Source organism: Chachezhania antarctica, from assembly GCF_003646465.1.
Lineage (GTDB): Bacteria > Pseudomonadota > Alphaproteobacteria > Rhodobacterales > Rhodobacteraceae > Chachezhania > Chachezhania antarctica.
Genome location: NZ_QZEX01000002.1, coordinates 720927 through 743836 on the forward strand (window position 1 = coordinate 720927; position 22910 = coordinate 743836).

Annotated in this window: 28 protein-coding genes; 23 read left to right on the forward strand and 5 right to left on the reverse strand. The window is 61.9% G+C overall.

The annotated features are described in order from the left end of the window. Window positions 1-75: 75 nt before the first annotated feature. Window positions 76-1191, forward strand: a complete 1116-nt coding sequence (locus tag D4754_RS24220; protein WP_205589584.1) for a BTB/POZ domain-containing protein — start codon at window positions 76-78, stop codon at window positions 1189-1191. Window positions 1192-1343: 152 nt separating this feature from the next. On the opposite strand, the gene D4754_RS23890 is transcribed toward D4754_RS24220, so the two are convergent. Continuing rightward, on the reverse strand, window positions 1344-1514 hold the full coding sequence (locus D4754_RS23890; RefSeq protein ID WP_163025810.1) for a hypothetical protein: 171 nt from the start codon (window positions 1512-1514) through the stop codon (window positions 1344-1346). Window positions 1515-1823: 309 nt separating this feature from the next. Here D4754_RS23890 and D4754_RS07080 point away from each other — a divergent pair, with 309 nt between their 5' ends. Then, window positions 1824-2702, forward strand: a complete 879-nt coding sequence (locus D4754_RS07080) for a DNA adenine methylase (protein ID WP_121062187.1) — start codon at window positions 1824-1826, stop codon at window positions 2700-2702. Here the strand turns inward: D4754_RS07080 and D4754_RS23895 are convergent. The 4 genes from D4754_RS23895 to D4754_RS23900 all read right to left on the reverse strand — a co-directional run bounded on the left by D4754_RS23895 (window position 2699) and on the right by D4754_RS23900 (window position 7030). Beyond that, window positions 2699-3685 (reverse strand): hypothetical protein, encoded by a 987-nt coding sequence (locus D4754_RS23895; protein ID WP_163025811.1) that lies wholly within the window; start codon window positions 3683-3685, stop codon window positions 2699-2701. The two genes, D4754_RS07080 and D4754_RS23895, sit on opposite strands and share 4 nt — an antisense overlap. A gap of 1 nt (window position 3686) precedes the next feature. Next, the gene (locus D4754_RS07090) at window positions 3687-4826 is read right to left on the reverse strand and encodes a hypothetical protein (RefSeq protein WP_121062189.1); all 1140 of its coding nucleotides are present in this window, start codon (window positions 4824-4826) and stop codon (window positions 3687-3689) included. A gap of 237 nt (window positions 4827-5063) precedes the next feature. Beyond that, the gene (locus D4754_RS07095; protein WP_121062190.1) at window positions 5064-6134 is read right to left on the reverse strand and encodes a tyrosine-type recombinase/integrase; all 1071 of its coding nucleotides are present in this window, start codon (window positions 6132-6134) and stop codon (window positions 5064-5066) included. A 569-nt stretch (window positions 6135-6703) separates the two neighbouring features. Beyond that, on the reverse strand, window positions 6704-7030 hold the full coding sequence (locus tag D4754_RS23900) for a helix-turn-helix domain-containing protein (RefSeq protein WP_163025812.1): 327 nt from the start codon (window positions 7028-7030) through the stop codon (window positions 6704-6706). A 211-nt stretch (window positions 7031-7241) separates the two neighbouring features. On the opposite strand from D4754_RS23900, the gene D4754_RS23905 reads away from it, so the two are divergent. The 21 genes from D4754_RS23905 (at window position 7242) to D4754_RS07200 (ending at window position 22766) form a co-directional block, all read left to right on the forward strand. Next, window positions 7242-7520: a hypothetical protein gene (locus tag D4754_RS23905; protein WP_163025813.1), complete on the forward strand. Its 279-nt coding sequence runs from the start codon at window positions 7242-7244 to the stop codon at window positions 7518-7520. Continuing rightward, window positions 7513-7725 (forward strand): hypothetical protein, encoded by a 213-nt coding sequence (locus D4754_RS23910; protein ID WP_163025814.1) that lies wholly within the window; start codon window positions 7513-7515, stop codon window positions 7723-7725. The genes D4754_RS23905 and D4754_RS23910 overlap by 8 nt, the downstream gene beginning before the upstream one ends. Window positions 7726-7733: 8 nt before the next feature. Next, window positions 7734-7934, forward strand: coding sequence for a hypothetical protein (locus D4754_RS07105; protein WP_163025815.1), 201 nt, complete (start codon window positions 7734-7736; stop codon window positions 7932-7934). Beyond that, complete coding sequence (locus D4754_RS07110) at window positions 7931-8335, forward strand: helix-turn-helix domain-containing protein (RefSeq protein WP_121062193.1); 405 nt, start codon at window positions 7931-7933, stop codon at window positions 8333-8335. Before D4754_RS07105 ends, D4754_RS07110 begins: the two co-directional genes overlap by 4 nt. After that, window positions 8325-9452 (forward strand): DUF7146 domain-containing protein, encoded by a 1128-nt coding sequence (locus tag D4754_RS07115; protein ID WP_240453782.1) that lies wholly within the window; start codon window positions 8325-8327, stop codon window positions 9450-9452. Before D4754_RS07110 ends, D4754_RS07115 begins: the two co-directional genes overlap by 11 nt. 131 nt (window positions 9453-9583) lie before the next feature. Continuing rightward, window positions 9584-11344, forward strand: coding sequence for a phage/plasmid primase, P4 family (locus D4754_RS07120; protein WP_121062195.1), 1761 nt, complete (start codon window positions 9584-9586; stop codon window positions 11342-11344). A 521-nt stretch (window positions 11345-11865) separates the two neighbouring features. Continuing rightward, complete coding sequence (locus tag D4754_RS07125) at window positions 11866-12144, forward strand: hypothetical protein (RefSeq protein ID WP_121062196.1); 279 nt, start codon at window positions 11866-11868, stop codon at window positions 12142-12144. Between the two features lie 626 nt (window positions 12145-12770). Beyond that, window positions 12771-13484 (forward strand): hypothetical protein, encoded by a 714-nt coding sequence (locus D4754_RS07130; RefSeq protein WP_121062197.1) that lies wholly within the window; start codon window positions 12771-12773, stop codon window positions 13482-13484. Window positions 13485-13797: 313 nt separating this feature from the next. After that, window positions 13798-14160 (forward strand): HNH endonuclease, encoded by a 363-nt coding sequence (locus D4754_RS07135; protein ID WP_121062198.1) that lies wholly within the window; start codon window positions 13798-13800, stop codon window positions 14158-14160. Between the two features lie 88 nt (window positions 14161-14248). Next, entirely contained in the window at window positions 14249-14740 is a 492-nt protein-coding gene (locus D4754_RS07140; RefSeq protein WP_121062199.1) for a hypothetical protein, read from the forward strand. Then, the gene (locus D4754_RS07145) at window positions 14737-16464 is read left to right on the forward strand and encodes a terminase large subunit (protein ID WP_121062200.1); all 1728 of its coding nucleotides are present in this window, start codon (window positions 14737-14739) and stop codon (window positions 16462-16464) included. The genes D4754_RS07140 and D4754_RS07145 overlap by 4 nt, the downstream gene beginning before the upstream one ends. Then, a complete protein-coding gene (locus D4754_RS07150; protein ID WP_121062201.1) occupies window positions 16464-17693 on the forward strand; it encodes a phage portal protein in 1230 nt (409 codons plus the stop codon). The genes D4754_RS07145 and D4754_RS07150 overlap by 1 nt, the downstream gene beginning before the upstream one ends. Further along, window positions 17690-18553, forward strand: coding sequence for a head maturation protease, ClpP-related (locus D4754_RS07155; protein WP_121062202.1), 864 nt, complete (start codon window positions 17690-17692; stop codon window positions 18551-18553). The genes D4754_RS07150 and D4754_RS07155 overlap by 4 nt, the downstream gene beginning before the upstream one ends. A gap of 95 nt (window positions 18554-18648) precedes the next feature. Next, on the forward strand, window positions 18649-19893 hold the full coding sequence (locus D4754_RS07160; RefSeq protein ID WP_240453783.1) for a phage major capsid protein: 1245 nt from the start codon (window positions 18649-18651) through the stop codon (window positions 19891-19893). 80 nt (window positions 19894-19973) lie between these two features. Continuing rightward, complete coding sequence (locus D4754_RS24550) at window positions 19974-20573, forward strand: hypothetical protein (protein WP_276208619.1); 600 nt, start codon at window positions 19974-19976, stop codon at window positions 20571-20573. Then, window positions 20570-20842, forward strand: a complete 273-nt coding sequence (locus D4754_RS07175; protein WP_121062204.1) for a head-tail connector protein — start codon at window positions 20570-20572, stop codon at window positions 20840-20842. Before D4754_RS24550 ends, D4754_RS07175 begins: the two co-directional genes overlap by 4 nt. Further along, window positions 20842-21186 carry a phage head completion protein gene (locus D4754_RS07180; RefSeq protein WP_240453784.1) on the forward strand — a complete coding sequence of 115 codons (345 nt, stop codon included), beginning with the start codon at window positions 20842-20844 and terminating at the stop codon, window positions 21184-21186. Before D4754_RS07175 ends, D4754_RS07180 begins: the two co-directional genes overlap by 1 nt. Continuing rightward, window positions 21183-21641 (forward strand): HK97-gp10 family putative phage morphogenesis protein, encoded by a 459-nt coding sequence (locus tag D4754_RS07185; protein WP_121062205.1) that lies wholly within the window; start codon window positions 21183-21185, stop codon window positions 21639-21641. The genes D4754_RS07180 and D4754_RS07185 overlap by 4 nt, the downstream gene beginning before the upstream one ends. Before the next feature lies 1 nt (window position 21642). Beyond that, a complete protein-coding gene (gp17, locus tag D4754_RS07190; RefSeq protein ID WP_121062206.1) occupies window positions 21643-22026 on the forward strand; it encodes a tail completion protein gp17 in 384 nt (127 codons plus the stop codon). A 3-nt stretch (window positions 22027-22029) separates the two neighbouring features. Further along, the gene (locus tag D4754_RS07195) at window positions 22030-22446 is read left to right on the forward strand and encodes a phage tail tube protein (RefSeq protein WP_121062207.1); all 417 of its coding nucleotides are present in this window, start codon (window positions 22030-22032) and stop codon (window positions 22444-22446) included. Then, complete coding sequence (locus tag D4754_RS07200) at window positions 22446-22766, forward strand: GTA-gp10 family protein (protein WP_121062208.1); 321 nt, start codon at window positions 22446-22448, stop codon at window positions 22764-22766. The genes D4754_RS07195 and D4754_RS07200 overlap by 1 nt, the downstream gene beginning before the upstream one ends. Window positions 22767-22910: the final 144 nt, after the last annotated feature.

Here is a 22910-nt window from a genome sequence, read left to right on the forward strand (position 1 = left end):
CGGGTTGCCTTTTTGCTTGCTTTTCTTGTCGCGCAATGCACAGAAAAATGTGCTATGCAAAAGGAAGGAAAGCCCATGAGATTTCTAGCACTCGAACATGCGCGCAGCGGCGTATTGCGTGACGCACCGATCGTGATTTATCGACCGTCACATCTTGCTGTGGACGATAAGAATAGTCGGCTTGTGGATGCCATCAATCCGACCGGCAGGCCCTTGAGCCTTATCCGCCGGTTCAAGCCGAACGATGAACTGCGCGCCGGCGCGCTGCACATAGTCGAATGCCTGACTTGGGAGCAAATCGAGAGCCTCATATCCCAGGGCGGCGTCGTCTTGGACTTCAACGCCCTGGCCGGTGATATCGCGATGGAGACACTGGAAAAGGAAGGAAAGATCGGCGATCCGCAAGAAACCCGCGCCGATCAATGTCGCAGGGTAGGAGAAGAGTGGGAAGGGCATTATCCGGAAGCCGATCACCCGGACGATCTGGATCGCGCTGCGAACAGGATCGGGTTCGCGTCTTATGAGGCGCTTGAGGAGTTAGCTTCCGCGGGGCGGGCCTATCTCGAGATGCTGACCGGCGGTCTGCCGGACAGCGAAGAGCTCGAGGTTGATTTCAAGGAAGTGCTGGTAAGCCGGTTGTCCCGCGCGCTTGATGATCTCGACCTCGAAAGCGCTGCATGTCTCCTGTCTGGCATCAAGGCGATCGAGGCCGGAGACATGTGCGAGTTGCAAGACGTTTTCAGCGGATGGGAGCCGGAGGCCGATAGCGCGCTTTCGGGTTACCAGGACCGTGTCGCCCAATGGGCACTGGATTGTTTCGGCCCAGAAGTCACGTCCTGTCACCTGGAGCGCGGCGACCGTCTACTCGAGGAGGTCTTCGAGCTACTGCAGTCGTGCGGCTACCCAAAAGATCGAGTTGCCACACTGGAGAAATACACATGGTCGCGGATCGCGGGATTGCCGACCCAGGAAGTCGGCGGCGTGATGGTTACGCTTGCAGCCTTCTGTTCGGCGCATGATCTGGACATGATCACCTGCGGCGAAAGAGAGCTTGAGCGGGTCTGGGAGAATGTCGAGGAGATCCGCGCGAAGCAAGCCGCTAAACCCTCAGGCTCGCCGCTGCCGCAGGCCTGGCCCGCGGCGTCGGCCGACGGGAAGGTCAGGCCCGGCTCTGTCCGTCACGACTGCTGAAACCCCCTCAAGAGCCTGCGAAGCGAAGATGCTTCGTTTCTAGCCCCCCGCGCCTCCTGGCGCGGGGGGCTTTTTTTGTTCATGGTGTCGGGATAGACCTTGGCGGCCGGCCGATTGGGGCCGGGCTTTAGGAGCGCGCGATGCCCTGGCCTTCAAACATACCGCACGATCTGGCCCGAGATCTCGCGCGCCTGGATGAGTACCGATCCGCGCCGAAGGATGCCGATCGGTGGGGTGTAATCAAGGAATGGCTCGAGCGGCACGGTGTCGAGGCACCGGCGGTCATTCCGGAAGCTCCGCAGATCCCGAGCGCCGGCGGTCATTAGATTGGCCGTGTGTCAGCCTGGCCAGTCGTAGGAGCGACACGCTGCGACGCGCGTGATCTCGTCCATCCGTATCACGCTCGCGGCAGGTTTCCGGAATGTCCAGGCGGCCTGATACAGCTATATCTGCCTACCAGTTTGACCGGAGACATTGTTCTGAGACCAATCTCGCCGCACAATGGCCGGACGCCTCCACAGCGCGAGAGCAAAGGGCAACCCAAGTCGATCTGATACACAGATTGTGGTGTAAAGTCAGCGAGTGGGCCGCTATACGTGGTGGAACGAGACTCGAGCAGCAAGAACAGGCCTATGTCCTACGAAGATCTACTCGACTTGTCCGAGTATCCGCGCCGGCATGTACAAAAATCCGCGTCACCCTTCAGATATCCTGGCGGGAAAGGGTTTCTGTCTGGGTTTTTGGCTACTGTGGTTGATACCCTTCCTGGCGAAGAGAAGGTCTACGCCGAACCTTTCTGCGGCGGAGCCGGTGCAGCGGTCAATCTTCTAGAAGACGGCAAGGTCGCTTCCATCCACCTTAACGACGCCGACGCCAGAGTGTACTCAGCTTGGAATGCCATGGTGCATGAGACCGAACGGTTCCTAGAGCGTATAGCCTCTGCACGTGTCGATATGGAAGAGTGGTATGAAGCTCGAGAAACTCTTCAAAACATGCAGCTGAACGGTGACTATTCTTTCGAAGTTGGATATGCCACATATTTTATCAACAGAACCAGTCGGTCAGGGATAGTTCTCGGGTCTGGTCCCATAGGGGGATATAACCAAACTGGTCGATGGAAAATTGACGCGCGATTTTACCGCGAAAGCATGAGCCGTAGAATTGCTTGGATCGGAGAAAATCGCGACCGCATTCATTTGACCAACGAAGATGCGACGGTCTTCCTCGCTCGATCGGAAGCGCGAGTTTCGCTTGAGAAAACCTTGTTTTTTGTCGACCCTCCTTATGTCGAGGCAGGTTCACGATTGTACCTGAACGCAATGAGCGAGAGCAAGCACAGTGCCTTGGCTGACATGCTCAACAGCGGTCGCTTCCCGCATTGGGTTCTAACGTATGACAATCATCCGTTAGTCCACAGGCTATATCGCGATTTTCGGCAGCGGAAAATCCAGGTAAATTACAGCCTAAAAACAACGCGAAAGGAACGTGAGATCCTCGTTCAATCCATCTAAGCCGGATCTGGCAAAGCAAATGCTCGATAATCTTCGAGCCATTCGACAATCTGACCAACATTGCCGATTTCGTCCATTGGCACCCCTCTTTCTGCTAAGATGGCACCATCAAGGGCGTATTTGGGTGCGCGATGGCGATCACATATAGTCCGATGCACCACACTTGCGCGCCGGAACTCCAAATCATCGAAAATTCTGTAAGGTATTAACGTAGCAAAGTTGTGCTGCTCGGGGCCTCTATCTTCAAAGAAGTCATTCATAAAGTTTCCATATTCAATACTCATCGGCTTATCTATCCAGTTTCGCCCGGAAGCCAATTGGCCAAAAATGATACTTGGAGGTGGCGGTCTATCGGCGAAAGCCCATCCAATTACATCAACGCCACCATCCTTGGCTTGCGGGGCGGCGTGCCGTCCTGGCTTATCTCGAGGAGACAGCCCTAACCCCCATTCCTCGGCACGTCCAAGTACGTCCAAGATCGTAGCCTTGTCTTCTCGAGGATATCCGACGCTTACCGCCGGTCCTCCTGCCAAACCAGATACAGCTAAAGTTCCAAGCACTTGAAACACCCTGTTCCGCATCCGATTGACAAGAGCATCATCTGGCGGAACGCGCAGAAGTGGCGACTTCGTAACGTGTGAAGCGATCAAACAAAGTAGATAAAAGCTAGCTTGTGGATCATTGAATTTTCGGCTGAGGCCAAGTTCTTCCCCGGTCCTATCGAGCTCGAAGGGATAGGATGCTTGAAGTGCTTTTTGGCGGTGGTCTACCTCACGCTCTATTTCCTCTCGAAGATTATCATCCTTCCGGTCAGCGTCGCCAAAATCTTCATCCTGGGTTTCCTCTTGGGTTCGATTACTGCCGGCGATATCGTCGATTCGTGCTCGCTCAAACTCGTCAAAAAATGCCGTTAACTCGAGCCAATCGAGAAGAATATCCGCTGTTGCGTTAACGGGAGGAGGAGAAACGAGGCTTGGCGTCATTCTATTTCCCTCTCTTCGACCTTTCTGACCGGCGTTCCATAGTGCCAAGAACTATGTCAGACCGATCCACACACAACTTTGCGAACTCCATCATATCTGGGTGCAACTCAGGATCGTACCCCGTGGAATTATCCACAGCGAGCCGCAAAGACGCAGCAGCATCGATGAGGTTCTTTGCAAACAAGTCAGATGCAGGAGTAGCAGTGACCACCGCGGCGCCGAGATCGCCGCGCTCCGTTAGTTCGCGGGTAGCCGCTTGCGAAGTTAGAACTTGTTTCAGACGCCGCAAATCGCTGGCTTGGTTTTGGACGACGGGATCTGTATCTTCGCGTTTTGAACCATAGAGCCATACCAGCATCTGACGTAGCTCCCCTTCATGGTCCGCGGGGACTGGTCGCTCAAGTGGATCCTCGCTTCGCGCAATGCGATCCATCCCGAGAAAGGTGCTGAACTCTGGATAGGTAAGACCGGTGTAGAGATGCGAGAAGCTGAAGTGCCGCTTAATTCGATCATCAAGGTCATAAACGTAGTCGTCTTCTGCCTGTTTTAGCGCGTAGGCAGCCGTAACCATCCTGTGTAGCGTGTCGTGTTTATCGCCCATACGCTGTGCGATTTCGGAAAGCGTCAATCCGTCTTTCTTCCCTCGCTCAGCATCGAGCCAGCGCATTGCGTACAAAGCCTTGGCATATGCGTCCCATGCCTGAGGCCCGTTAATGTGCTTGAAGCCGATAAGATCGATTGCACCATGTTTGTCTTCGACCCTGTAGACCAAAACCTTATCAAGTGAGGCTCGGGCTTCGTCCGTCAGCTTTGGCGTGCTGATCCGGCATGCAGCCGCAAGCTCTGGACTGCGAAGCACCTTCACCGCCGCGAGTCTGCGGTTTCCCTCAAGAACGACTAAGCCATCTTCGTTGGCATAAACGATCATGGGTTCGATATCGATATAACCGTTGAAGGCTATCGACTGCACCAGTTCCCCCAAATCGGAACTGCGGTCTAGGAGCGTTATGATCGCTTCGTCGCTGCCGTCCTCGGGCCTTTTGTCCGGCGTGAAGCGCGGATTGTCTTGGTCAAACTCGAGAAGCTCCACATCGACTGTTTTGGAGGTTCTGAGAGGCAGATCCTGGTCCCAGTCTACCATTTGCTCCACTTCCTATATGTGTGTAGGTACGGCAGTACGTGCTCCGTGAGGTTTTGGACTAGTATCCACCAGTCGATCGTCAGCCAAGGACGCCGTGCCACAGTGTTACATTTGATCTTCGCCAGCACCCTAACTGACAGGGGCATGCCAAAGAAGAGTTTCCAGCATGGACAACTCTCCCTGGAACAGCGGCCGACGTTCAAGCCTTACCGAGGTATCCGGCTGCCCCCTCACATGCTATCTGACCAGACGCAATCCGACGTTTCGTGAATCTGTATATTCACTTGAACCTGTGGCCAGCCCGTGACGGAAATCCCAGCCTTGCGTCAGCAGTCGCTCCGCTAGATCAGCTGGGGCGATTTTTCTGTAGCGCAACGCCATGTCTGCCTTTTGCCATCCGCCGATATCGAGGAGGCCGCCAAAATCATGGGTTTGGGAGTAGAACCAGGTTGCCCATGTGTGTCGGCATGTGTGCGGCGTGACCTCGGCGCGATCGAGCCCGGCGGCCGTCACGCACGCAGCGAACGCGGCCGAGATCTGGCCGCCACCATGTTCGCGCTGCACATAGGCTTTCCCTTTGGGGCTCCGGCAGATGGCGCCGGCATCTGGTAGCGGCCGGCTGCGGATCAGATCGAGCCCGCGGGGCGCGAGCCTGATCATGCGCGGGTGCCCGTTCTTTGCTTCTGGTATCCACGCCTCGGCCGTGGCTGGGTAGAAATGCGCCATGTCGAGCGCCAATGCCTCGCTCGATCGCAAGCCTGCGCCAAGCATCAAGCCGATCGCCGGCAAAATGTGCGGTTGCAGCTCGGCCGCGGCCTCGATCAGGCGCTCGGCCTCTTCCGGCGTGAGCCATCGGGTGCGCTTCCGGTCTCCCTTCCGCCGTTTGAATTTTCGGGGCGGCGCGAGACCCTCCTCGGCCGCCATAGTGACTACGGCTGAAATCGGGGTGATGAGCTGGCGGTTGACTGTAGCGGGCGCGGCCTTCGGATAAATCGCGGCCTCGGCCTCGAGGATCGCCGCGTTGTCAATCTCGGCGATAAGCCGATCGGGGCCGAAGTGGCGTAGGATCGGGGCGAGAAACCGACTTTCGCCGCCGGCCTGCATGTAGGATAGCGCCGCCTCGGCAAAAGTCAGCGTCGCCGCTTTTCCATATGCGTGACGGTCGAGGAGCTCTTTCTCGCGCCGGATCCGGATCGCCTCTGCGCGCCCTGGGTCGCTTGTGCGAGTGCTTTCGTAAATGTGCTGTCCCGCGACGGTGCCGCGGATGTAGAAATTCCCGCCGGCCGCTCTTCGGTGGGTTCTGAGCATGCGCTTTCCTCCTGCAGAACGGCCGCGAGGAGCGCGGCGGGGCGATATAGGATCCGGATCCGGCCGCGCGCCTTGACCCACGGAAGGGCGCCTTCGGCACGCATTTGATCCAGAAGGCGGCGAGAGGTCTGCACGCCTCGCGCCGCCAGGTAGGCAACCGCCTGGTCGGTCGATAACAGGCGGTCGGTAGTGCCGATCGCGCCCGGCCGTCGGCGGGTCGTGGCTTCTGCGGCCGCTTCATTCGAGCTCTGGCAAACGGGTTGCGGCTTGGCCGAGAACATCTTTGCACCTCTCCAGATCTAGCTCCGAAGCTATGCATTGCACATTTAAACGTGCATGGTCAATTACAACTTATATTTGCACGATCCGACTTGCAGAATCCGTTTGCGTTTAGGATAAACCTCTTTGGGGTAAGATCGGGGCGAAGAAACGCCGCGCGGCCCGAGGGACGGAGGACGCATGCGAATAGATGAAAGTGTAATCAGTCAGGCTCACGAGATGACGGCCGGCTGGTCTGAGGCGGATCTTATTCGCCTCGCGGATGAGCTTGAGCGCCTCTCGGCGCCACCTCAACGCTCGAGCCCGTCGATCGCGGCAAAAACCTCTTCTGCCTTGTGCGCGGGGAGTGAGACCAGTGCCGAGTGAAGGCGGATCCGCCCTTCGGTTATGCTGTCGGGTACGTGTACCAACCCGATCGGGATCTTGAGCACGTCACAAACGCGCAGCATGTTGGGGTATGTCAGGGCAGATCGACCGGAAACGAATTGGGAAACCGCGTTCCGGCTGAGCCCAGCCTGCCGCGCGATGTCTGAAAAATTCATATGACGAAGGGCTGCCGCCATGCGGATGTTGTTCCGCGCGACTTCTACGCGAGGGTCTGAAATCGGGCTGCTCACTGGACTGTTCATTAAATGATCTAGCATCTCGGTCGCTTTCAATGGGTGGTATAATGTACGACGCACATTAAAATGTGAACGTCTTTCATGTGTGCGCGAAGCGTCTACAAGTGCGGAGTACTTTTTTCTTGTGTTTGCATGATTTATTGTGCGATGCCTTCCAGGATGGACGCCGTCAGTGATGCGGCCCCACTTTTGGAGGCGAGACAGCATGAGAACGCAAGTACCGGATACCTTACCTGACGCCGACGCATTCCGTTCCTGGTTGCGGCAGTCGATGGCCCTCCTGAGCCTGCGGCCAAGCGGCGACGCGCTAAAGCTCGGGCTCGGCAGAAACACGCTGCAGCACTTCCTGGGCAAACACGGCCGCGACATGACGCTTGGCACAGCTTCAAGGCTGACTGCCGATATTGGGGAGCGAGCCCGCCGCGAGGGGATCGAAATCCCGCCGCTCCCGCGTCTCGATCTTTCCGGGGGTGAAAGTGAGTGAGCCGGTCGATCCCCTGGCAGGCCTCTCGCCGCAGGATCGCCGCGACGTGAAGGCGATCGCGGCTGATGCCGAAGTGCCGCCCGATGTTCTGATCCCGGAAATCGTCGCCGCATATCTGCGCCTGTTGCGGGACGTGCCGGGCGCCCTGCCCCGCAATCCACTGGCCGGGATCCGCGCCGGCGCGCGCCGGAGGTCGGACATATGAGACCTGTCGTGATCCAGCTCCGGCCGAATGAGGAGTTGCCGCTCGCGCAAAACTGCCCGCGGCATCTGCGCGTGATCTGCGGGACGTGCGAACATTTTGACGGGAAGTTGCGCGATCACAAGGCGCGAACCTGCCTGAGCACGCGCGAGGAGGCTCACTCCGGCGACGTGGGCTGCGTGCGTTGGTCCAGAAAGTCGGTCAAGCCATGATCGCCGCGCGGCTCGAGGCCGAGATCATGGCGCAGCCGGAGCGTGAGCGGCTCGACTACGCGATCGGGCTCCTCGCGTTCTATCTGGATCCTCCGGCCGCGTTCATGAGCTCGATCGCCGCGCAAGGCCTTCGGATCTCGGCCGCCGAGGCGCGGATCCTGCATGCGCTCGATCGGCGCCGCGGGCGGATCGTTACCCTGCAGTCATTGCACGCCGCGGCAATGGGCGATCGGCCGGCGGCGGATTGGTCGGATCCCGGCACGGTCTACGCGCGGATCTCGACATTGCGCAAGGCGATCGCACGCGCGGGATTGCCAGCCGTGATCTCGGCCTGGTCGGGGGTCGGATACCGACTGACGGCGCCAGATGGTTTCAGCTTCGGGGGCGATGATGCGGAGTGATGATCGGTTGCGCGAGGCGCAGGCGGTGCCGGTCGCGGAAGTGGTCGACCGGCTCGATCTCAAGCTCAAGCGGGTATCTGCGGTCGAAAGCGCCGGTCCGTGTCCAGACTGTGGCGGCGAGGATCGTTTCGCGATCAATACGCAGAAGAACGTTTTCAATTGCAGGGTCTGCGGCGAAACCGGCGACGGGATCGCCCTGGTGCGCCTGGCCTTGAAATGTGAGTTCCCTGCGGCGCTCGACTGGCTTGTCGGCGCTCGCGAGATCGAGATCTCTCAGGAAGAGCGGGCGCGACGCGAAAAGAAGCGCGCCGAGGATGCCGCGCAGCGCGACGCCTATGCGGCGCGCGCGCGTGCCTACGCGATCGAGGATGCGCGCAATATTTGGGCCTCGGCGGTCGGGCAGGATCCGGCGCCGGCGGTTGCCTATCTGGCCGGCCGGGGGATCTCGTTTCCGAGCTGGCCGCCGACGATCCGTTGCCTCGCCGATCATCCTTACAAGCGAAAGGTCGGCGGCCGCCTCGAGGAGTTTCACCGCGGGCCTGCGATGATCGCGGCGATACAGGCGCCAGATGGCCGGATCCGCGCAGTTCATCAAACCTGGATTGATCCCGATCGCCCTGGGCGCAAGGCGGAGATCCTCGATCGAGACGGCGGGGCTTTGCCTTCCAAGCTGGTCAGGGGGTCGAAAAAGGGCGGGGCAATCCGCCTTTCGCCGATGCCGCTCGAGGGTGGTTGCCTGATCGTGGGTGAGGGCATCGAAACGACCGCCTCGGTCCTGGTGTGCGCGCCGGTTGAGGGTGCCTCCTATTGGGCCGGGGTTGATCTCGGGAACATGGCCGGCCGGCAGATCAAGATCGAGGGTCAGCGACATTCCGGGATCCCGGATCTCGAGGATGAAGACGCCTTTCTGCCGCCGCGGTGGATCGAGCGCCTGATCTATCTGCAGGACGGTGACAGCAACCCGGCCGCGACGCGGGCGAAGCTCCTCGCGGGGCTTCGTCGCGCGCAGGCGCGGTGCGGGATCGGCAGGACCGAGATCGTCGCCGCGCCGCCCGGCATGGATTTCAACGATGTTTTGCGAGGGGAGAAGCCCGATGGCGATGATCCGGCCGAATAGGCCGCGGCCGAAGGTGCCGCCCGTTTTCATGCGCTCGGCCGGGTATCCGGCGGCGTTCCGTTGAGCGTGACGTGACAAGCCCGGCGGCCGCGAGAGGAGCGGCCGCCGGGATCCTTGGGGAAGGTGAGAATATGGATGGTACGGACGATCTTGCCGGCGCCTTTGCGCGCGCCGAGCTGATCCCGTCGCAAGACGGTGGCGGCCAGGATTGCAATCCGGGGCCGGAATATGTCGAGCCTCCGGAGGCCGCGGCGGCGCTTTATCCGCTCAACGATTTCGGCAACGGGCAGCGCCTGATCAAGTATTTCGGCGACGATATCCTCTTTGTCCCGCGTCTCGGCTGGTATCGCTGGAAGGGCGACCGATGGCTTGCGGATGAGGATGAGCTGACAGTGCGTGGCGACGCGCAGAAGATCGCGAGCCGGATCCTCATAGAGGTCAATCATCTGGCGCTTGAGGCTTGGGAGATCGCTCGGCTGGATCTGGCGCGCGAGACCTCGGCTGAGCTGCGCGCGGCCGAGCGCAAAAAGCCGGAAGACCTGGACGAAGCGGGCCGGCGCAGGAAATCGGAATTGCGAACCATTGCAGATGAGGCGGCAGAAATCCGCAAAGATCTTGGCCGGCGAAAATCGCAGCATCGGCAACACGCGCGCGCGAGCGGCAACAGTGCGAAAATCTCGAACATGCTGTTGGAGGCAAAGCCGAAAGTCGCGAGGATGATCGCCGAGATCAACGCGGATCCCTATTCGGTCAACGTGGCAAACGGGACGGTCAAGTTTCATTTTGGGGTCGATCCGCATGAAGAGGCCTGGGGCGATGCCAGGCCGAAATGGCGGGTCGAGCTGCATCCGCACGATCGCGAAGATCTGATATCGAAAATGATCCCGGTTGCCTATGATCCGGCGGCCGCGTGTCCGGCCTGGCTTGCCTTCCTCGATCGGGTCCAGCCTGATCCGGAAGTTCAGGCATTTCTGCGGCGCTGGATCGGATATTGCCTGACGGGCAAGACAACCGAGCAGAAGCTTGTTTTCAACTACGGCGGCGGGCGGAATGGTAAATCAACCTTTGTCGACGTGCTGGCGAGGATCTTCGCGGATTACGGAACGACCGTTCCGATCGAGACCTTGACCGGCACAGAACAGCGGAAAGGGTCTGACGCGACGCCGGATCTTGTTCGTCTGCCTGGCGCGCGGTTCGTGCGGGCCTCGGAGCCGGAACAGGGCACGCGGATGAAAGAGGCGCTGATCAAGGCCTTGACCGGCGGCGAGGCGATCATGATCCGGCGGATGATGCAGGAATTTGTCGAAGTGGTGCCTGAGTTCAAGCTCATGATATCGGGAAATCACAAGCCGGAGATCCGGGGCTCGGATGATGGCATATGGCGCCGCGTGCTCCTGGTGCCGTGGCTTGTTCAGATCCCGGATGATGAGGTAGATCCGACGCTCGCGGATAAGCTTTGGGCAGAGGCCGAAGGCATTCTTGCCTGGGCCGTGCAAGGGTTCCTGGAATGGGCCGATCAAGGCCTTGCGGCGCCGGCGGTGGTGCGCGAGGCGACGGACGAATACCGCCTCGAGAGCGACAAGCTCCGGCTTTTCCTGCAGACCGAATGCGAGATCACCGGCCTTCCCGACGACTGGACCGCAAGCCGCGATCTGCGCGACGGGTTCAACGCCTTTCTCCTCGATCGAGGAGACGCGGCATGGGGGTCGAGGGCGGTCTCGAATGCAATTCACGATCGGGTGGGCGTCGTGAAGGGGCCGAACGGCGAGCAATTCTCTTCGGTGAAAAGGTCGGACGTTGGATTTTGCGGGATCCGCATGCATGAGGCGGCGATGAACCGGATTGCCCAATATGGCGACGGCTTGCGCTCGGCCTCGGCGAGAAAGGGTTGACCGTGCGCGGAGCTCCGCCGCTGCGGCCGTTTCCTTGCGATATCTGCGGGGCCGAGCCTGCGCCGTTCGGGTTCCAGATGCCGGGGGGCCGGAAGGCGCAGCGGCCTGGCGTTCGGTCGCTTTGGGCGTGCCAGGGGTGCCGGTCGGCGGCGGAGGAGCGTCGCGATGCGGCGATCGAACGGCAGCGGCCGGCGCGATCTGCAGGGGCGGTAACCCTGAAACCCGGCCTGCAACAGGGCCTGTTTAGAGAATGACGGTGGCTGACGACAGCCACCTTGACAATGCGCCTGGGGCGGGCGCACCCTGCCCCTGCACGTCGAAAAAGGGCGTGTCGGGATTGGAAGCCCGCCGATCTACAGGTGCATGACGGAGCCGCACCACAAGTGCGGCTTTTTCTATGGTCAGGCGCAATGGGGCCGTGAAAGCGGCGCCGTTCCTGTGGGCGGTCTTCCAACCCGTTGTTGCCTGGCCACCAGATTGGAAGCTGTCGGCCGGGTTCATTCGAACCGCAGGAGGCCGCTATGAGCGCCAACACATTCCAATTCCTAGAAGACTTTCAGGTGAAGCTTGCGCGCGGCGAAACGCTGGTGCGCCAGATCAACACGCTCGCGCTTGGTGCGAGCGTCGATAACGCGCGCGAGGAGCTCGAGGTTATTGACGCAATTTCCGAGGCGCTGAACGGCCGCCTGGTTGCGATGGGAGCCGAGCTCGAGGAGCTGCGCCACGTGCTCGAGGGCGCAGCGGTACACGCCGCAGGCCTCGCGAGTGCAATGGGGCAGGTCTCGGCCGACCAAGCTTAAGCTCTCGGGGCGCGGCCGCCTGACCTCTTAGCAGGGCCTGCACGCCATAGCGCGGGCCGATCCGGGATCTGTCCGGCGTGGTCGCGCCCCTCTCCTCTTCGTCAGAAAAGCCCGGCCTTTGGCCGGGCTTCTGTATTTGCAAGCGCCGGCCGAAGGCCGGCACCGCATTACCTAGGCTCCGGATCCGGGCGCAGGTTGCCGGATCCGGGATCCCGCGCCCCCCTTCTCTTTCCTCCCTTCCCTCCCCTTACCCCTCCTCAGAACGGCCGCTACTCCCGTTAATCCCGCTGCGCGGGACTAGCGAAATGACGCTACTCCCGCAGATTTTCGTTCGATTTCAATTCGATAGGTGTTTTACGGGAGTAGCGGGAGTAGTTTTCGGGGTTCTCCCTATAACGCGTGGAGGGGAGGAGGGTTGCGGATGCGGGTTTATGTGTAACGCGGCGATATTACTCCCGCTACTCCCGTAAACACGTTTTATTCATTTGTTTTCAGGTGCTTGGGCTATATCCGCTACTCCCGTACTACTCCCGTACTACTCCCGTTGATGCTTCACTACTCCCGTAGATTTTCAAGATATTGTTTGAGGTAGACTAAAGGTGTCTAAATGTAGGACTGGCGAAATAATGCATAATCTCAACGGAACCTATCAGGCGCGGGCCAGATCAGCGGTCGAGCGGTTGAACATGGCTTTTCTCTCGGCCGCGGCAGAGCGGCGGCAAGGTCTCGATCGAGGTCACGGCGCGCGATCTCCGGCCGGCCTGGGTCAGCCGCGGCGGGATCTTGTCACGATCGAGGATGCTGTCGGGTGGTGCGACGATGGCGAATGGATTTTCAAGCGTCAGACGCCGATCGGATATCAAACGGCACGGGCATCTCTCCCGCCCGTCCTGGCGGCGCTCGGTCCGGCGGATCCGCGGCGGATCGAGGCGCTCAAGTTTGCGGCGACGGTTGAGAAGATCGGCGCGATCGCCGGGGCGGATCTTGCCGGCAGTTGCACTAAGGGCGCGATATCTGACGGCGGGGCGACGACAAAGGTCAAGCACGCGGCACGGTTCAACCGGGCGCGTGATGTGGTGAACGGATGGGAGTTCGATCACCGGGCCGGGCGGGTTGTGCGCGGTGCCGAGCGGATCGCGTTCAAGGTCCAGCGCCGGAACGGCAAGGCGCAGGATATCAAGGCTTTTGATCTGCTTTGCGCGGTCTGCGTCGATGGCTTGGATATGGGCGCGATCCTGCGTGCGAGTGGGTGGTCGGCGCACGGTAAGCAGCGCAAGGCGCTGGCCGTCGCGTTCCTCGAGCTCCTCGATCTGCTGCGTCGTGATGCGGGCATTGCATGATTTCGTGTGCATTGCCTATTGACACTTAATGCAAGCCGCTCATAGCAAATTACTTACAGCGGAACATTGCGACCGGCTTGCGGGGGCCGCGACGCGATGGCGCTGCGCCGGCCGCGGTTCGGGTGTTCCCGCGGCCGGCAACAATCTCAAGGAAAGGTCAGAGCATGGAGACGGTGGGCAAATGCGAGATCCGGATATCTGCCGGCCTGCTTTCCTGGGTGAAGCGGCTCGGCCTCGCTGGTCTCCTCCTCGCCTGGCTCTGCCTGCGCGTGGGTCTGCCGTTGCGGTGGTTCGTGCGGTGCCGGGTGTCCTGATGGGCCGGCTCAAGACAATGCCGCCGCGCATCGCAGCCGCGCAACCGAAGCTCGGCGCCGCCAGCGGCGACACGAGGGCGCAAGATCGTGAGCGGTACAAGGTGAAGCCGTGGCGCGCTTGGTACTCCTCAACGCGGTGGCACAAGCTCCGGCGCCAGATCCTCAAGCGCGATGGTCATACCTGCCGCCAGACGGGCGTTCCTCTGATCGGAAAGCGTGACGATCCCGACGCTCCGGTGATCGACCATATTGTCGAGCACAAGGGCGATCCGGTGCTCTTTTGGGATCCCGAAAACCTGCAGGCCGTGGCGAAGGCTTGGCACGATAGCGAAAAACAGAAGCAGGAGCGCGCGCGCGTCTGACCGATGACCGCCGGGAGGGGGTGGGTCAAAAGTCAGAAAAGCCGCGGGATCCTTACCAGCGCCCCCTCACTCGGAGATTTTTTTTCCCATGTCTGACGAAAATCAGGGCTCGGCGGGCGGGTTTGACCTCTTCGGCAACCTGATCGAGCCGCTACGCGATCGACGCGGCCGCCCGTCATACAAAAAAGATAAGCGAAATCAAGACTTTGTGGCCGTTCGTGCGGCCGCGGGGTGGTCGCAGGACGCGATCGCGGATGCGCTCGGGTGCGATGTGAAGACGCTTCGAAAACATTTTTCCCGGGAGCTTTCGGGCGGCGCGCTGATGATGGAAGGGCTTTGCCTGGACGTGCTTTTGCAGAAGGTGCGAGAAGGTCACACGCCGAGTGTGCGGGCTCTCGCCGATCGCCTCGATCGCGTTGCGGCGCCGCCGCCGCCGAGTAAGGGCCGGGGCAATGAAGATGCTGAGGGCAAGGGGCCGCCGATCGGCAAGAAGGCGCAGCGGCTGGCTGATGCTGCCGATCCGGCGGCCGGGTACGGGGATCTTTACGACCGTATCCATGCCAAGGGTCGGCAACAGTGAGTGATCTTTCCTGGGCAGCTTGCCCGGATTGGTGGGAAAAGCTTCAACGGGGTGCCACGCCGATCCCGGCGCTCGATCTCGATCCGGACCTTTCCGAGATCGCGGTCGAGCTTTTCGACAAGCTTGTCGTTCCGGATATTCCTGGTCAGCCGCTCATGCGGGACGTTGCCGAGGAATGGGCGCGCGATATCGTTCGGGCGGCCTTCGGCTCGATCGGGCCGGACGGCGCGCGGCGGGTCGGAGAGATCTTCTGCCTTGTGCCGAAGAAGAACACGAAAACGACGCTGGCCGCCTGCATCGGTCTGATCGCGTTGCAGATGAACACGACGCCGAACATCAAGGGCATTGTGGTCGGGCCGACGCAGGAAGTGGCGGATACCTGTTTCGGACAGATGCAGGGCATGATCGAGGCGGATCCGTGGCTGTCGAAACGGTTCCGGGTGGTCGAGCACAAGAAGACGATCGTCGACATATACCCGGATCCGGAAACCGGCCGGCCGATGAACTCCAGGTGCAAGGTGGCGTCATTCGATCCGAAGGTGACGACCGGCGGGATCCCGGCGTTCGCCATCCTGGACGAGCTGCACGTGATGGCCGAGAAGCATTTCGCCACGCGGGTTATCGGGCAGATCCGCGGGGGCATGATCACCAACGCGCAATCGCTCCTGGTGATCATCACGACGCAATCGGAAATCCCGCCGCAGGGGGTGTTCAAGTCGGAGCTCGAATATGCGCGGGCGGTGCGGGACGGCGACATAACGGAACATGTTCGCATGCTGCCGGTGCTCTACGAGTTTCCGGAAGCGCTGCAGGCCGACAAGAAACAGCCCTGGCGAAACCCGCGGCTCTGGCCGGCGGTCCTTCCGAACCTCGGCGCCTCGATCACGATCGAGCGCCTGGTGCCGGAGTATCACAAGGCGGTCGACACGAGCGAGGATGAACTGGCGCGGTGGGCGTCGCAGCATCTGAATATCCAGATCGGGCTCGGCCACCACAAGGGCGGCTGGATCGGCGCGAGCCATTGGATCGAGGCCGTCGATCCGACACTCGATCTCGAGGCGCTGCTCGCCCGCTCGGAAGTCTGCACGATCGGGATTGACGGTGGCGGGATGGATGACCTTCTCGGCCTCGCGATCCTCGGCCGGGACCGGGTGACGAAGCGCTGGCTTCTGTGGTGCTCGGCCTGGGTGCACGAGGTCGCGCTCACGCGGCGCAAGGCGATCGCGGAAAAGCTGCGGGATCTCGAGCGCGAGGATGCGCTCACGATCTGCAAGACGCCGACGCAGGATCTCGAGGAGCTGCTCGCCCTGGTCAAGCGGGTGCATGACGCGGGGCTCTTGCCGGAGCGTGGCGGGGTCGGGCTCGATCCCGAGGGCGTGGCGGCGATCGTGGACGGGCTCGAGCTGGCCGGGATCCCGTCCGACGCGCTGGCCAGCGTGTCACAGGGCTACAAGCTGAACGGCGCGATCAAGGGAACCGAGCGAAAGCTCTTCGACGGCTCCCTGGTGCATGGGGGGCAACCGCTCATGTCCTGGTGCGTGGGCAACGCAAAAACGGAACCGAGGGGAAATGCGGTGATTGTGACCAAGGCGGTTTCTGGCGCGGGCAAGATTGATCCGCTCATGTCGACATTCAATGCGGTCTATCTGATGAGCCTCAACCCGGCGGCATCGAAGCGCCGGAGCCTTTCCGGCATGCTGGCCTCGCCGGTCGGGGTTTACTGATGGTCCTGCGCTACATGAAAGCCGCGGTGCGCGGCGTGCGGGCAGAGCTCGCGGCCGGTGAAAGCGGCTGGCAAGTGGTCTCGACTGTCGGTCCCTGGAACGGGGCCGGATACACGAGCGACGCGGGCCAAAGCGTGACGGTCAATTCTGCACTGACGCTCTCGGCCGGTTGGGCCTGCGTCAAAGGCAATTCCGAAATGATCGGGTCTATTCCGCTTGCGGTATATGAGCGCCAGGCGAACGGATCGCGTCAGAAGATCGAGCCGGATATCGCCGAGATCCTGACGGCAAGCCCGAACGCGGGTCAGACCGGAATGGAATATTGGGAGGCATCGGCCGCGCATCTTCTCTTGCGCGGGAATGCCTATGCCGAACGTCTCATGATCGGGCCGCGTTTTGTCGGGCTCCGGCCGATCTTCAACGTCACGCCGAAGCGGCGCGGCGATGGGCGTTTCGACTATCACTTTTACGAGGACGGCACGCGGCGCGTTTTGCCGCCGGAGAAAGTATTTCACGTTCGGGGTTTCGGCGGTGGCGACGGGCTCGGCATGTCGGCGATCAAGTACGGGACGCATTCGCTCGGCGCGGCGCTCGCGGCGAACATGACCGCGGCAAAGGTTTTCGCAAACGGGATGATGCCGGCCGGGGTGCTTTCGTCTGATCAAGAGCTCGATCCGGAACAGCGCCTGCAACTGCAGGAGATGCTTTCCGCCTTCGTCGGAAGCAGTAAGGCCGGCAAAACGCTGACCCTGGAAAGCGGGCTGAAGTTCGATGCTTTGTCCTTCAATCCGGAGGATGCGCAGCTCCTCGATACACGGCGCTTTTCTGTTGAGGACGTTTGCCGATGGTTCGGCACGCCTCCGATCGTGATCGGGCACGCGGGCGATGGTCAAACGATGTGGGGGAGCGGTGTCGAAGCGATCATGCTCGCTTGGCTTCGGATGGGTATCAACCCGCTCCTGCGCCGGTTTGAGACGCGGATCACAAAAGATCTGATCCCGCCGGGGCGCCGCGGCAAGTGGTTCGTGGAATGGAACCGCGAGGCCATGCTGCAGATGGATAGCCGGGCCAAGGGCGACTTCCTGTCGAAGATGACCGCAAGCGGGATCATGTCGAGCGACGAAAGCCGCGACAAGCTCAACCTGCCGCGCCGGGGTGGTGCGGCTGATGATCTGCGGGCGCAGCTCGCGACCGCGCCGATCGACCTTCTCGGAAAGGACAAGACATGACGATCCGCGACTTGCCGAAGGCAAAAGCAACCTCGCGCCCTGGGGTGCAGAGTGACATTTCTCCGAAGGCGCTGCAGCGATGGGCGCCGGACGTGCGCGCTGCGGCCGAGGATGAGCCGGCGACGATCTCGATCCTCGAGCCGATCGGCGCGGATATGTGGGGCGACGGTGTGACCGCCCGCCGGATCTCGGCCGCGCTGCGCTCGATCGGCGAACGGCCGGTGACGGTCAACGTCAATTCTCCGGGCGGCGACTATTTCGAGGGCCTCGCGATTTACAACCTGCTGCGCGAGCATAAGCAGGCGGTGACGATCAACATTCTCGGCATTGCCGCCTCGGCGGCCTCGGTCATTGCGATGGCCGGCGATGATGTGCGGATCGCGCGCGCCGGGTTCCTGATGATCCATAACGTCTGGATCCTCGCCGCCGGCGATCGCCACGCACTGCGCGAGGTTGCCGATTGGCTTGAGCCGTTCGATGCGACCGCGGCCGAGATCTATGCCGCGCGCTCGATCCATGACGCAAAGAAGATCGGCGAGATGCTCGATCGCGAAACCTGGATCGGCGGCACGGCCGCGATCGAACAGGGTTTCGCGGACGATTACCTTCCCGCTGACATGCTCGAGACCGGCGGCGGTGAACCGTCTGCCGCGCTTCGGGCCGAGCGGAAATTCGATCTCCTGGCGCGGCGCGCGGGCCTCAGTAATGCGGCCTCGCGCGATATCCTGCGCGATCTGAAATCCGGCACGCCTGGCGCTGCCGAAGAACCGCGGCCGGGCGCCGCGGGATCCGAGCGGCCGGGCGCCGCCGGCGTTGAACAGGAGCTGATGCAGCTCCTGCAATTTGCGAAATCCATCTGAGGAAAAACCAAATGAAGATGATGACCAAATCGGCCGCTTCGGCGGCCGCAATCATTGCTGCGGCCTCGGCCGGGGCGATCAACGTTCCGGCCTTCGTGATCGGCACGCCGCGCATGGACGCCGCCGGCAACGTCGAAAAACTCATGCAGGAAGTGAAGGCCGAGCTCGGCCGGGTCGGCGACGATGTGCGCAAGGTTGCAGACGATGCGCTCGCGCAGGCGAAGGCCAACGGCGATCTCACGGCCGAAACCAAGAACACGGCTGACAAGGCGCTGATGGAGTTCAACGGGCTCTCGGGCGCGCTGATGAAGCTCGAGGGCAAGCTCGAGGCACTCGAGACGCGCAATCTCGATCTCGAGCAGACGGTTGCCGCCGGCGGGCGCGGGGGCGGTGAGACGGGGCAGACCGTGGGTCAGGAGATCGCCGGATCCGAAGAGCTCAAGGCCTGGGTGGCGGGTGGCTTGAATGGCAGTCTGGCGCTCAAGCCGAAAAACGCGATCACCACGGCATCCGGTTCCGGCGGCGGTCTGATCTGGGATACGCAGGACCGGACGCCGGCGAACATGGCACGGCAGCGCCTGCCGATCCGCGCGCTCCTGATGCAGGCCACCACGGAAAGCGACGTGGTGAAGTATGCCAAGCAGACCACGCGGACCAATGCCGCGGCGATGGTGGCCGAAGGCGGCACGATGCCGGAAAGCGCCTATGGCTGGACGCAAGCCGAGGCGAACGTGCGCAAGATTGCCCATCACACCAATATCTCGGATGAGGCGCTTGCAGACAGTGGCCAGCTCGAGGCGGCGATCGACACGGAAATGCGCTATGGCCTCGATCTCGAGGAAGAGGCGCAGATCCTGGCCGGCGATGGCACGGGGCAGAACCTTTCGGGCCTGGTGACGGAAGCAACCGCCTTCTCGGCTGCGGCCGGCCTGCCGAACGTGACGCGGATCGACCGCCTGCGCCTCGGTATGCTGCAGCTCGCTCTCGCAAGCTATGCCACCACGGGGTTGACGCTCAACCCGATTGATTGGGCGGCGATCGAGCTCCTCAAGGATACCACCGGCCGCTACGTTTTCGGCGATCCCAATGTGTCGAAAACGCCGATGCTTTGGGGCGCTGACGTGGTGCCCACGATCTCGCATTCGGCGGGCGAATGGATGGCCGGCAACTTCCTGATGGCCGCGACGATCTACGACCGCCAGGCCTCGGAGATCCTGATCTCGAGCGAACACGGGACCAACTTTGTCGAGGGCATGAAAACCATGCGCGGCGTGAAGCGTCTCGCGATGGCGGTCAAGCGGGGCTCTGCCCTGGTGACCGGCGATTTCACTTTCGCCTGATCCTGATCCTGATCCTGATCCCGATCCTGACGCGGGCGGCTCCGGCCGCCCGTGATCCTTTCTGAAACGGAGGGCAAGCCATGCTCCTGAAACTCAAGCGAACACAAACGACCAAGCTCGGCCGCCTGCAGATGGGCGTTGTTTATCTCTTCGATCCGAACAAGCCGGATCACAAGGAGGTCGCCGGCACGCTGATCAATCGGAAATTCGCGGTCAAGGTGACGAAAGATCAGGTCGAAGCTGAGGCGACCGATCGCGACATGCTCGCGCGTGCGGTGGCCGCCGGCGAAGCCGATCCCGGCCGCGTCCCGCTGGCCGTTCTCGAGCGCGCCGCGATCATGGCGCAGGAGGCCGAAGAAGCCGCGACGCTGGCGGCGGTCAATTCCGACAAGGCGGCGGCCGACAAGGCGGCGGCTGACAAGGCATCGGCCGACAAGGCGGCGGCCGACAAGGCGGCGGCCGACAAGGCGGCGGCTGACAAGGCGGCGGCTGACAAGGCAGCGGCTGACAAGGCGGCGGCTGACAAGGCGGCGGCCGACAAGGCGGCGGCCGACAAGGCGGCGGCCGACAAGGCGGCGGCTGACAAGGTGGCGGCCGACAAGGCAGCGGCTGACAAGGAGGCGGCCGACAAGGCAGCGGCTGACAAGGCCAAGAAAACGGCGGGAGGCGCTGACAAGTGAGCCAGCTCGCGCTTGCCGATATCAAGCGGTATTGCCAGGCGCTCGATTTCTCGGCGGATGACGATCTCCTCACGGATCTTTGGGCCGTGGCTGAGGATTTCGTGCAGACGTACATCCGCCGGGATCTCGACACGGAATTTCCGGGCGCATGGCCGGAGCCGTGTTGCCAGGCGGTCAAGCTCCTGGTCGCGTCCTGGTATCGCGAGCGCGAGGCTCAAGTTTCGCAGGGCGTGCGCGACATGCTCAAGCCTTATCGGGATCTGAGCTGATGGCGGCGCCGCGACCGGGGCAGATGATCGAGGTTGTGCAGTTCCGCAGGGCCACGGTCACGGATGACGGGTTCTCTGAGGTACGGACCTTCGAGGATTACGCGACGCCGCAACGCGCCCGCAAGATCGACGCGAGCGACGGCGAACGCTGGACGGCGGCCGAGGTCAACGCCTCGATCACTGCGCGGTTTCAGTTCCGCCGAAACGAGGTAACCGAGGCGATCACGCCGAAAGATCGGCTGACCTGCCGGGGCATTGATTACGAGATCACCGGCAAGCGCGAGTTGACCGACGATCGGCAGTTCCTTGAGTTCTCGACCGTCGCCAGGACTGACCGATCATGAGCGTGACGATGAAGGTAACGGGCCTCAAGGAGCTCGAGCGCGAGCTCGAGAAGCTGAGCAAGGCCGCCGGCAAGGGCGCGCTGCGGCGCGGCCTGACGAAGGCTGCGCAACCGCTTGCGGAAAAGATGCGCGCCGGGGCGCCCGTGGGTGATGGCGAGCTGAGGGACAGTATCGCGGTGTCCGGCAAGCTGTCGCCGCGGCAGCGGCGCCTGCATCGCAAGACGGTGCGGGATGACAAGGCCTCGGTTGAGCTCTTCGTCGGTGCCGGCCCGTTGCCGCAAGCACACCTCGAGGAGTTCGGTTCGCTGCACAATGCCCCGCGACCGTTCGCCCGGCCAGCCTGGGACAGTGATCAAGAGGCGATGCTCGATCGGCTCAAAACTGAGCTTTGGGCCGAGATCTCGAAATCGGTTTCGCGCGCGCAGGCGCGCGCGGCCAAGGCGGCGAGGGGCTGACATGGAAGAGGAATTGCGCACGGTCCTGATGGGATCTGCCGCGGTGACCGCGCTTGCGATCGGCGGCGTGCATTGGGTCGAGCGGCCGCAGGGTGGCGCCCTGCCCGCCCTGGTGTTGCACCTGGTAGGCGGTGGCGAAGGCGCGACACTTGCGGGCGGCGATGGCCTCGAGGTCTGCCGGGTGCAGGTGGACGCTTGGGGGGTGACGCCGGGCGAGGCGATCAGGCTGCGGCGTGCAGTGACCGGCTTGCTGCACGGCTACGCCGGGGGCGGTTTCAGGGGAATTTTCGAAGACGGCCGCCGGCTTGATCAGGCCGGCGGCACCAATGAAGAACAGCGCCCGTTTCGGGCGTCTGTGGATCTTGTCACCAACTGGAAAGGGTGAGCTATGAGCGATGCAGATATCGGCTACGGCGCGAAGTTCGGGATCGAAGATCCCGGCACGCCCGGGACTTACATCGACAAAGCCGAAGTGACGCGGATCAAGCCTGCGGGGTTTACGCGCGATGAGGAGGACGCGACGCACCTTCAAAGCCCGGACATGATGAAAGAGTTCATTCCGGCGCTGATGGAGGCCACGCCGGTTGAGTTCGATATCAACTGGAAGCCGAGCGCAGACGATGGCCTCCTCGAGGAGTTCATCGCGGCCGGTGGCAACTACCAGATCACGGCTCCGAACGGTGTCCGGATGCAGTTTCCGGGCTTCTTTCTGTCCTATGAGCCGGGCGATCTGACCAACGGCAAGATGACCGCGACGGTCACGGTTCGCCCGACCGGGCTCCCGACGCTCCTGGCGGCGGTCTGATGGCGAAGGGTTTCAAGGGCGAGGTCAAGATCAAGGTCGAGGGCGAGACTTATACGCTCCGGATGGATCTCAACGCGATGGCCTCTTTCGAGGACCAAACCGGCATGGCGGCGCTGGATTGGGCAGAGAAGGTCGAGGAGCACAAGGCGCTCGTGCGCGATATGATCAAGATGGTTTCGTGTTGCCTCGAGCGGCACCACGAAGACGCGGGGAAGTTTCTGGCCGGGGATATCCTGTCGGAAGATCCGGGGATCCTCGAGCGTCTTTTCACCGCCGCCGCGCCGAAGCCTGACGAGATCGAGGGCCAGCCGGGAAAGTAGAGGACCGCGGGCCGCTCCGGATCTTCGATCTGCTGGCGGCCTATGTCTCGGCCGGCCTCGATCCGGCGCATTTCTGGTCGCTCACGTTGCGCGAGTTCAACGCGCATATGAAAGGCGCGCGCGCCCGTCTCCGGCAGGAGCAGG

Excerpts from the sequence above, each read along its gene's own strand:
- D4754_RS24220 (WP_205589584.1), top strand. The coding sequence starts at position 76 with ATGAGATTTCTAGCACTCGAACATGCGCGCAGCGGCGTATTGCGTGAC.
- D4754_RS23890 (WP_163025810.1), bottom strand. The coding sequence starts at position 1,514 with ATGACCGCCGGCGCTCGGGATCTGCGGAGCTTCCGGAATGACCGCCGG.
- D4754_RS07080 (WP_121062187.1), top strand. The coding sequence starts at position 1,824 with ATGTCCTACGAAGATCTACTCGACTTGTCCGAGTATCCGCGCCGGCAT.
- D4754_RS23895 (WP_163025811.1), bottom strand. The coding sequence starts at position 3,685 with ATGACGCCAAGCCTCGTTTCTCCTCCTCCCGTTAACGCAACAGCGGAT.
- D4754_RS07090 (WP_121062189.1), bottom strand. The coding sequence starts at position 4,826 with ATGGTAGACTGGGACCAGGATCTGCCTCTCAGAACCTCCAAAACAGTC.
- D4754_RS07095 (WP_121062190.1), bottom strand. The coding sequence starts at position 6,134 with ATGCTCAGAACCCACCGAAGAGCGGCCGGCGGGAATTTCTACATCCGC.
- D4754_RS23905 (WP_163025813.1), top strand. The coding sequence starts at position 7,242 with ATGAGAACGCAAGTACCGGATACCTTACCTGACGCCGACGCATTCCGT.
- D4754_RS07110 (WP_121062193.1), top strand. The coding sequence starts at position 7,931 with ATGATCGCCGCGCGGCTCGAGGCCGAGATCATGGCGCAGCCGGAGCGT.
- D4754_RS07115 (WP_240453782.1), top strand. The coding sequence starts at position 8,325 with ATGCGGAGTGATGATCGGTTGCGCGAGGCGCAGGCGGTGCCGGTCGCG.
- D4754_RS07120 (WP_121062195.1), top strand. The coding sequence starts at position 9,584 with ATGGATGGTACGGACGATCTTGCCGGCGCCTTTGCGCGCGCCGAGCTG.
- D4754_RS07125 (WP_121062196.1), top strand. The coding sequence starts at position 11,866 with ATGAGCGCCAACACATTCCAATTCCTAGAAGACTTTCAGGTGAAGCTT.
- D4754_RS07130 (WP_121062197.1), top strand. The coding sequence starts at position 12,771 with ATGCATAATCTCAACGGAACCTATCAGGCGCGGGCCAGATCAGCGGTC.
- D4754_RS07135 (WP_121062198.1), top strand. The coding sequence starts at position 13,798 with ATGGGCCGGCTCAAGACAATGCCGCCGCGCATCGCAGCCGCGCAACCG.
- D4754_RS07140 (WP_121062199.1), top strand. The coding sequence starts at position 14,249 with ATGTCTGACGAAAATCAGGGCTCGGCGGGCGGGTTTGACCTCTTCGGC.
- D4754_RS07150 (WP_121062201.1), top strand. The coding sequence starts at position 16,464 with ATGGTCCTGCGCTACATGAAAGCCGCGGTGCGCGGCGTGCGGGCAGAG.
- D4754_RS07155 (WP_121062202.1), top strand. The coding sequence starts at position 17,690 with ATGACGATCCGCGACTTGCCGAAGGCAAAAGCAACCTCGCGCCCTGGG.
- D4754_RS24550 (WP_276208619.1), top strand. The coding sequence starts at position 19,974 with ATGCTCCTGAAACTCAAGCGAACACAAACGACCAAGCTCGGCCGCCTG.
- D4754_RS07180 (WP_240453784.1), top strand. The coding sequence starts at position 20,842 with ATGGCGGCGCCGCGACCGGGGCAGATGATCGAGGTTGTGCAGTTCCGC.
- D4754_RS07185 (WP_121062205.1), top strand. The coding sequence starts at position 21,183 with ATGAGCGTGACGATGAAGGTAACGGGCCTCAAGGAGCTCGAGCGCGAG.
- gp17 (WP_121062206.1), top strand. The coding sequence starts at position 21,643 with ATGGAAGAGGAATTGCGCACGGTCCTGATGGGATCTGCCGCGGTGACC.
- D4754_RS07195 (WP_121062207.1), top strand. The coding sequence starts at position 22,030 with ATGAGCGATGCAGATATCGGCTACGGCGCGAAGTTCGGGATCGAAGAT.
- D4754_RS07200 (WP_121062208.1), top strand. The coding sequence starts at position 22,446 with ATGGCGAAGGGTTTCAAGGGCGAGGTCAAGATCAAGGTCGAGGGCGAG.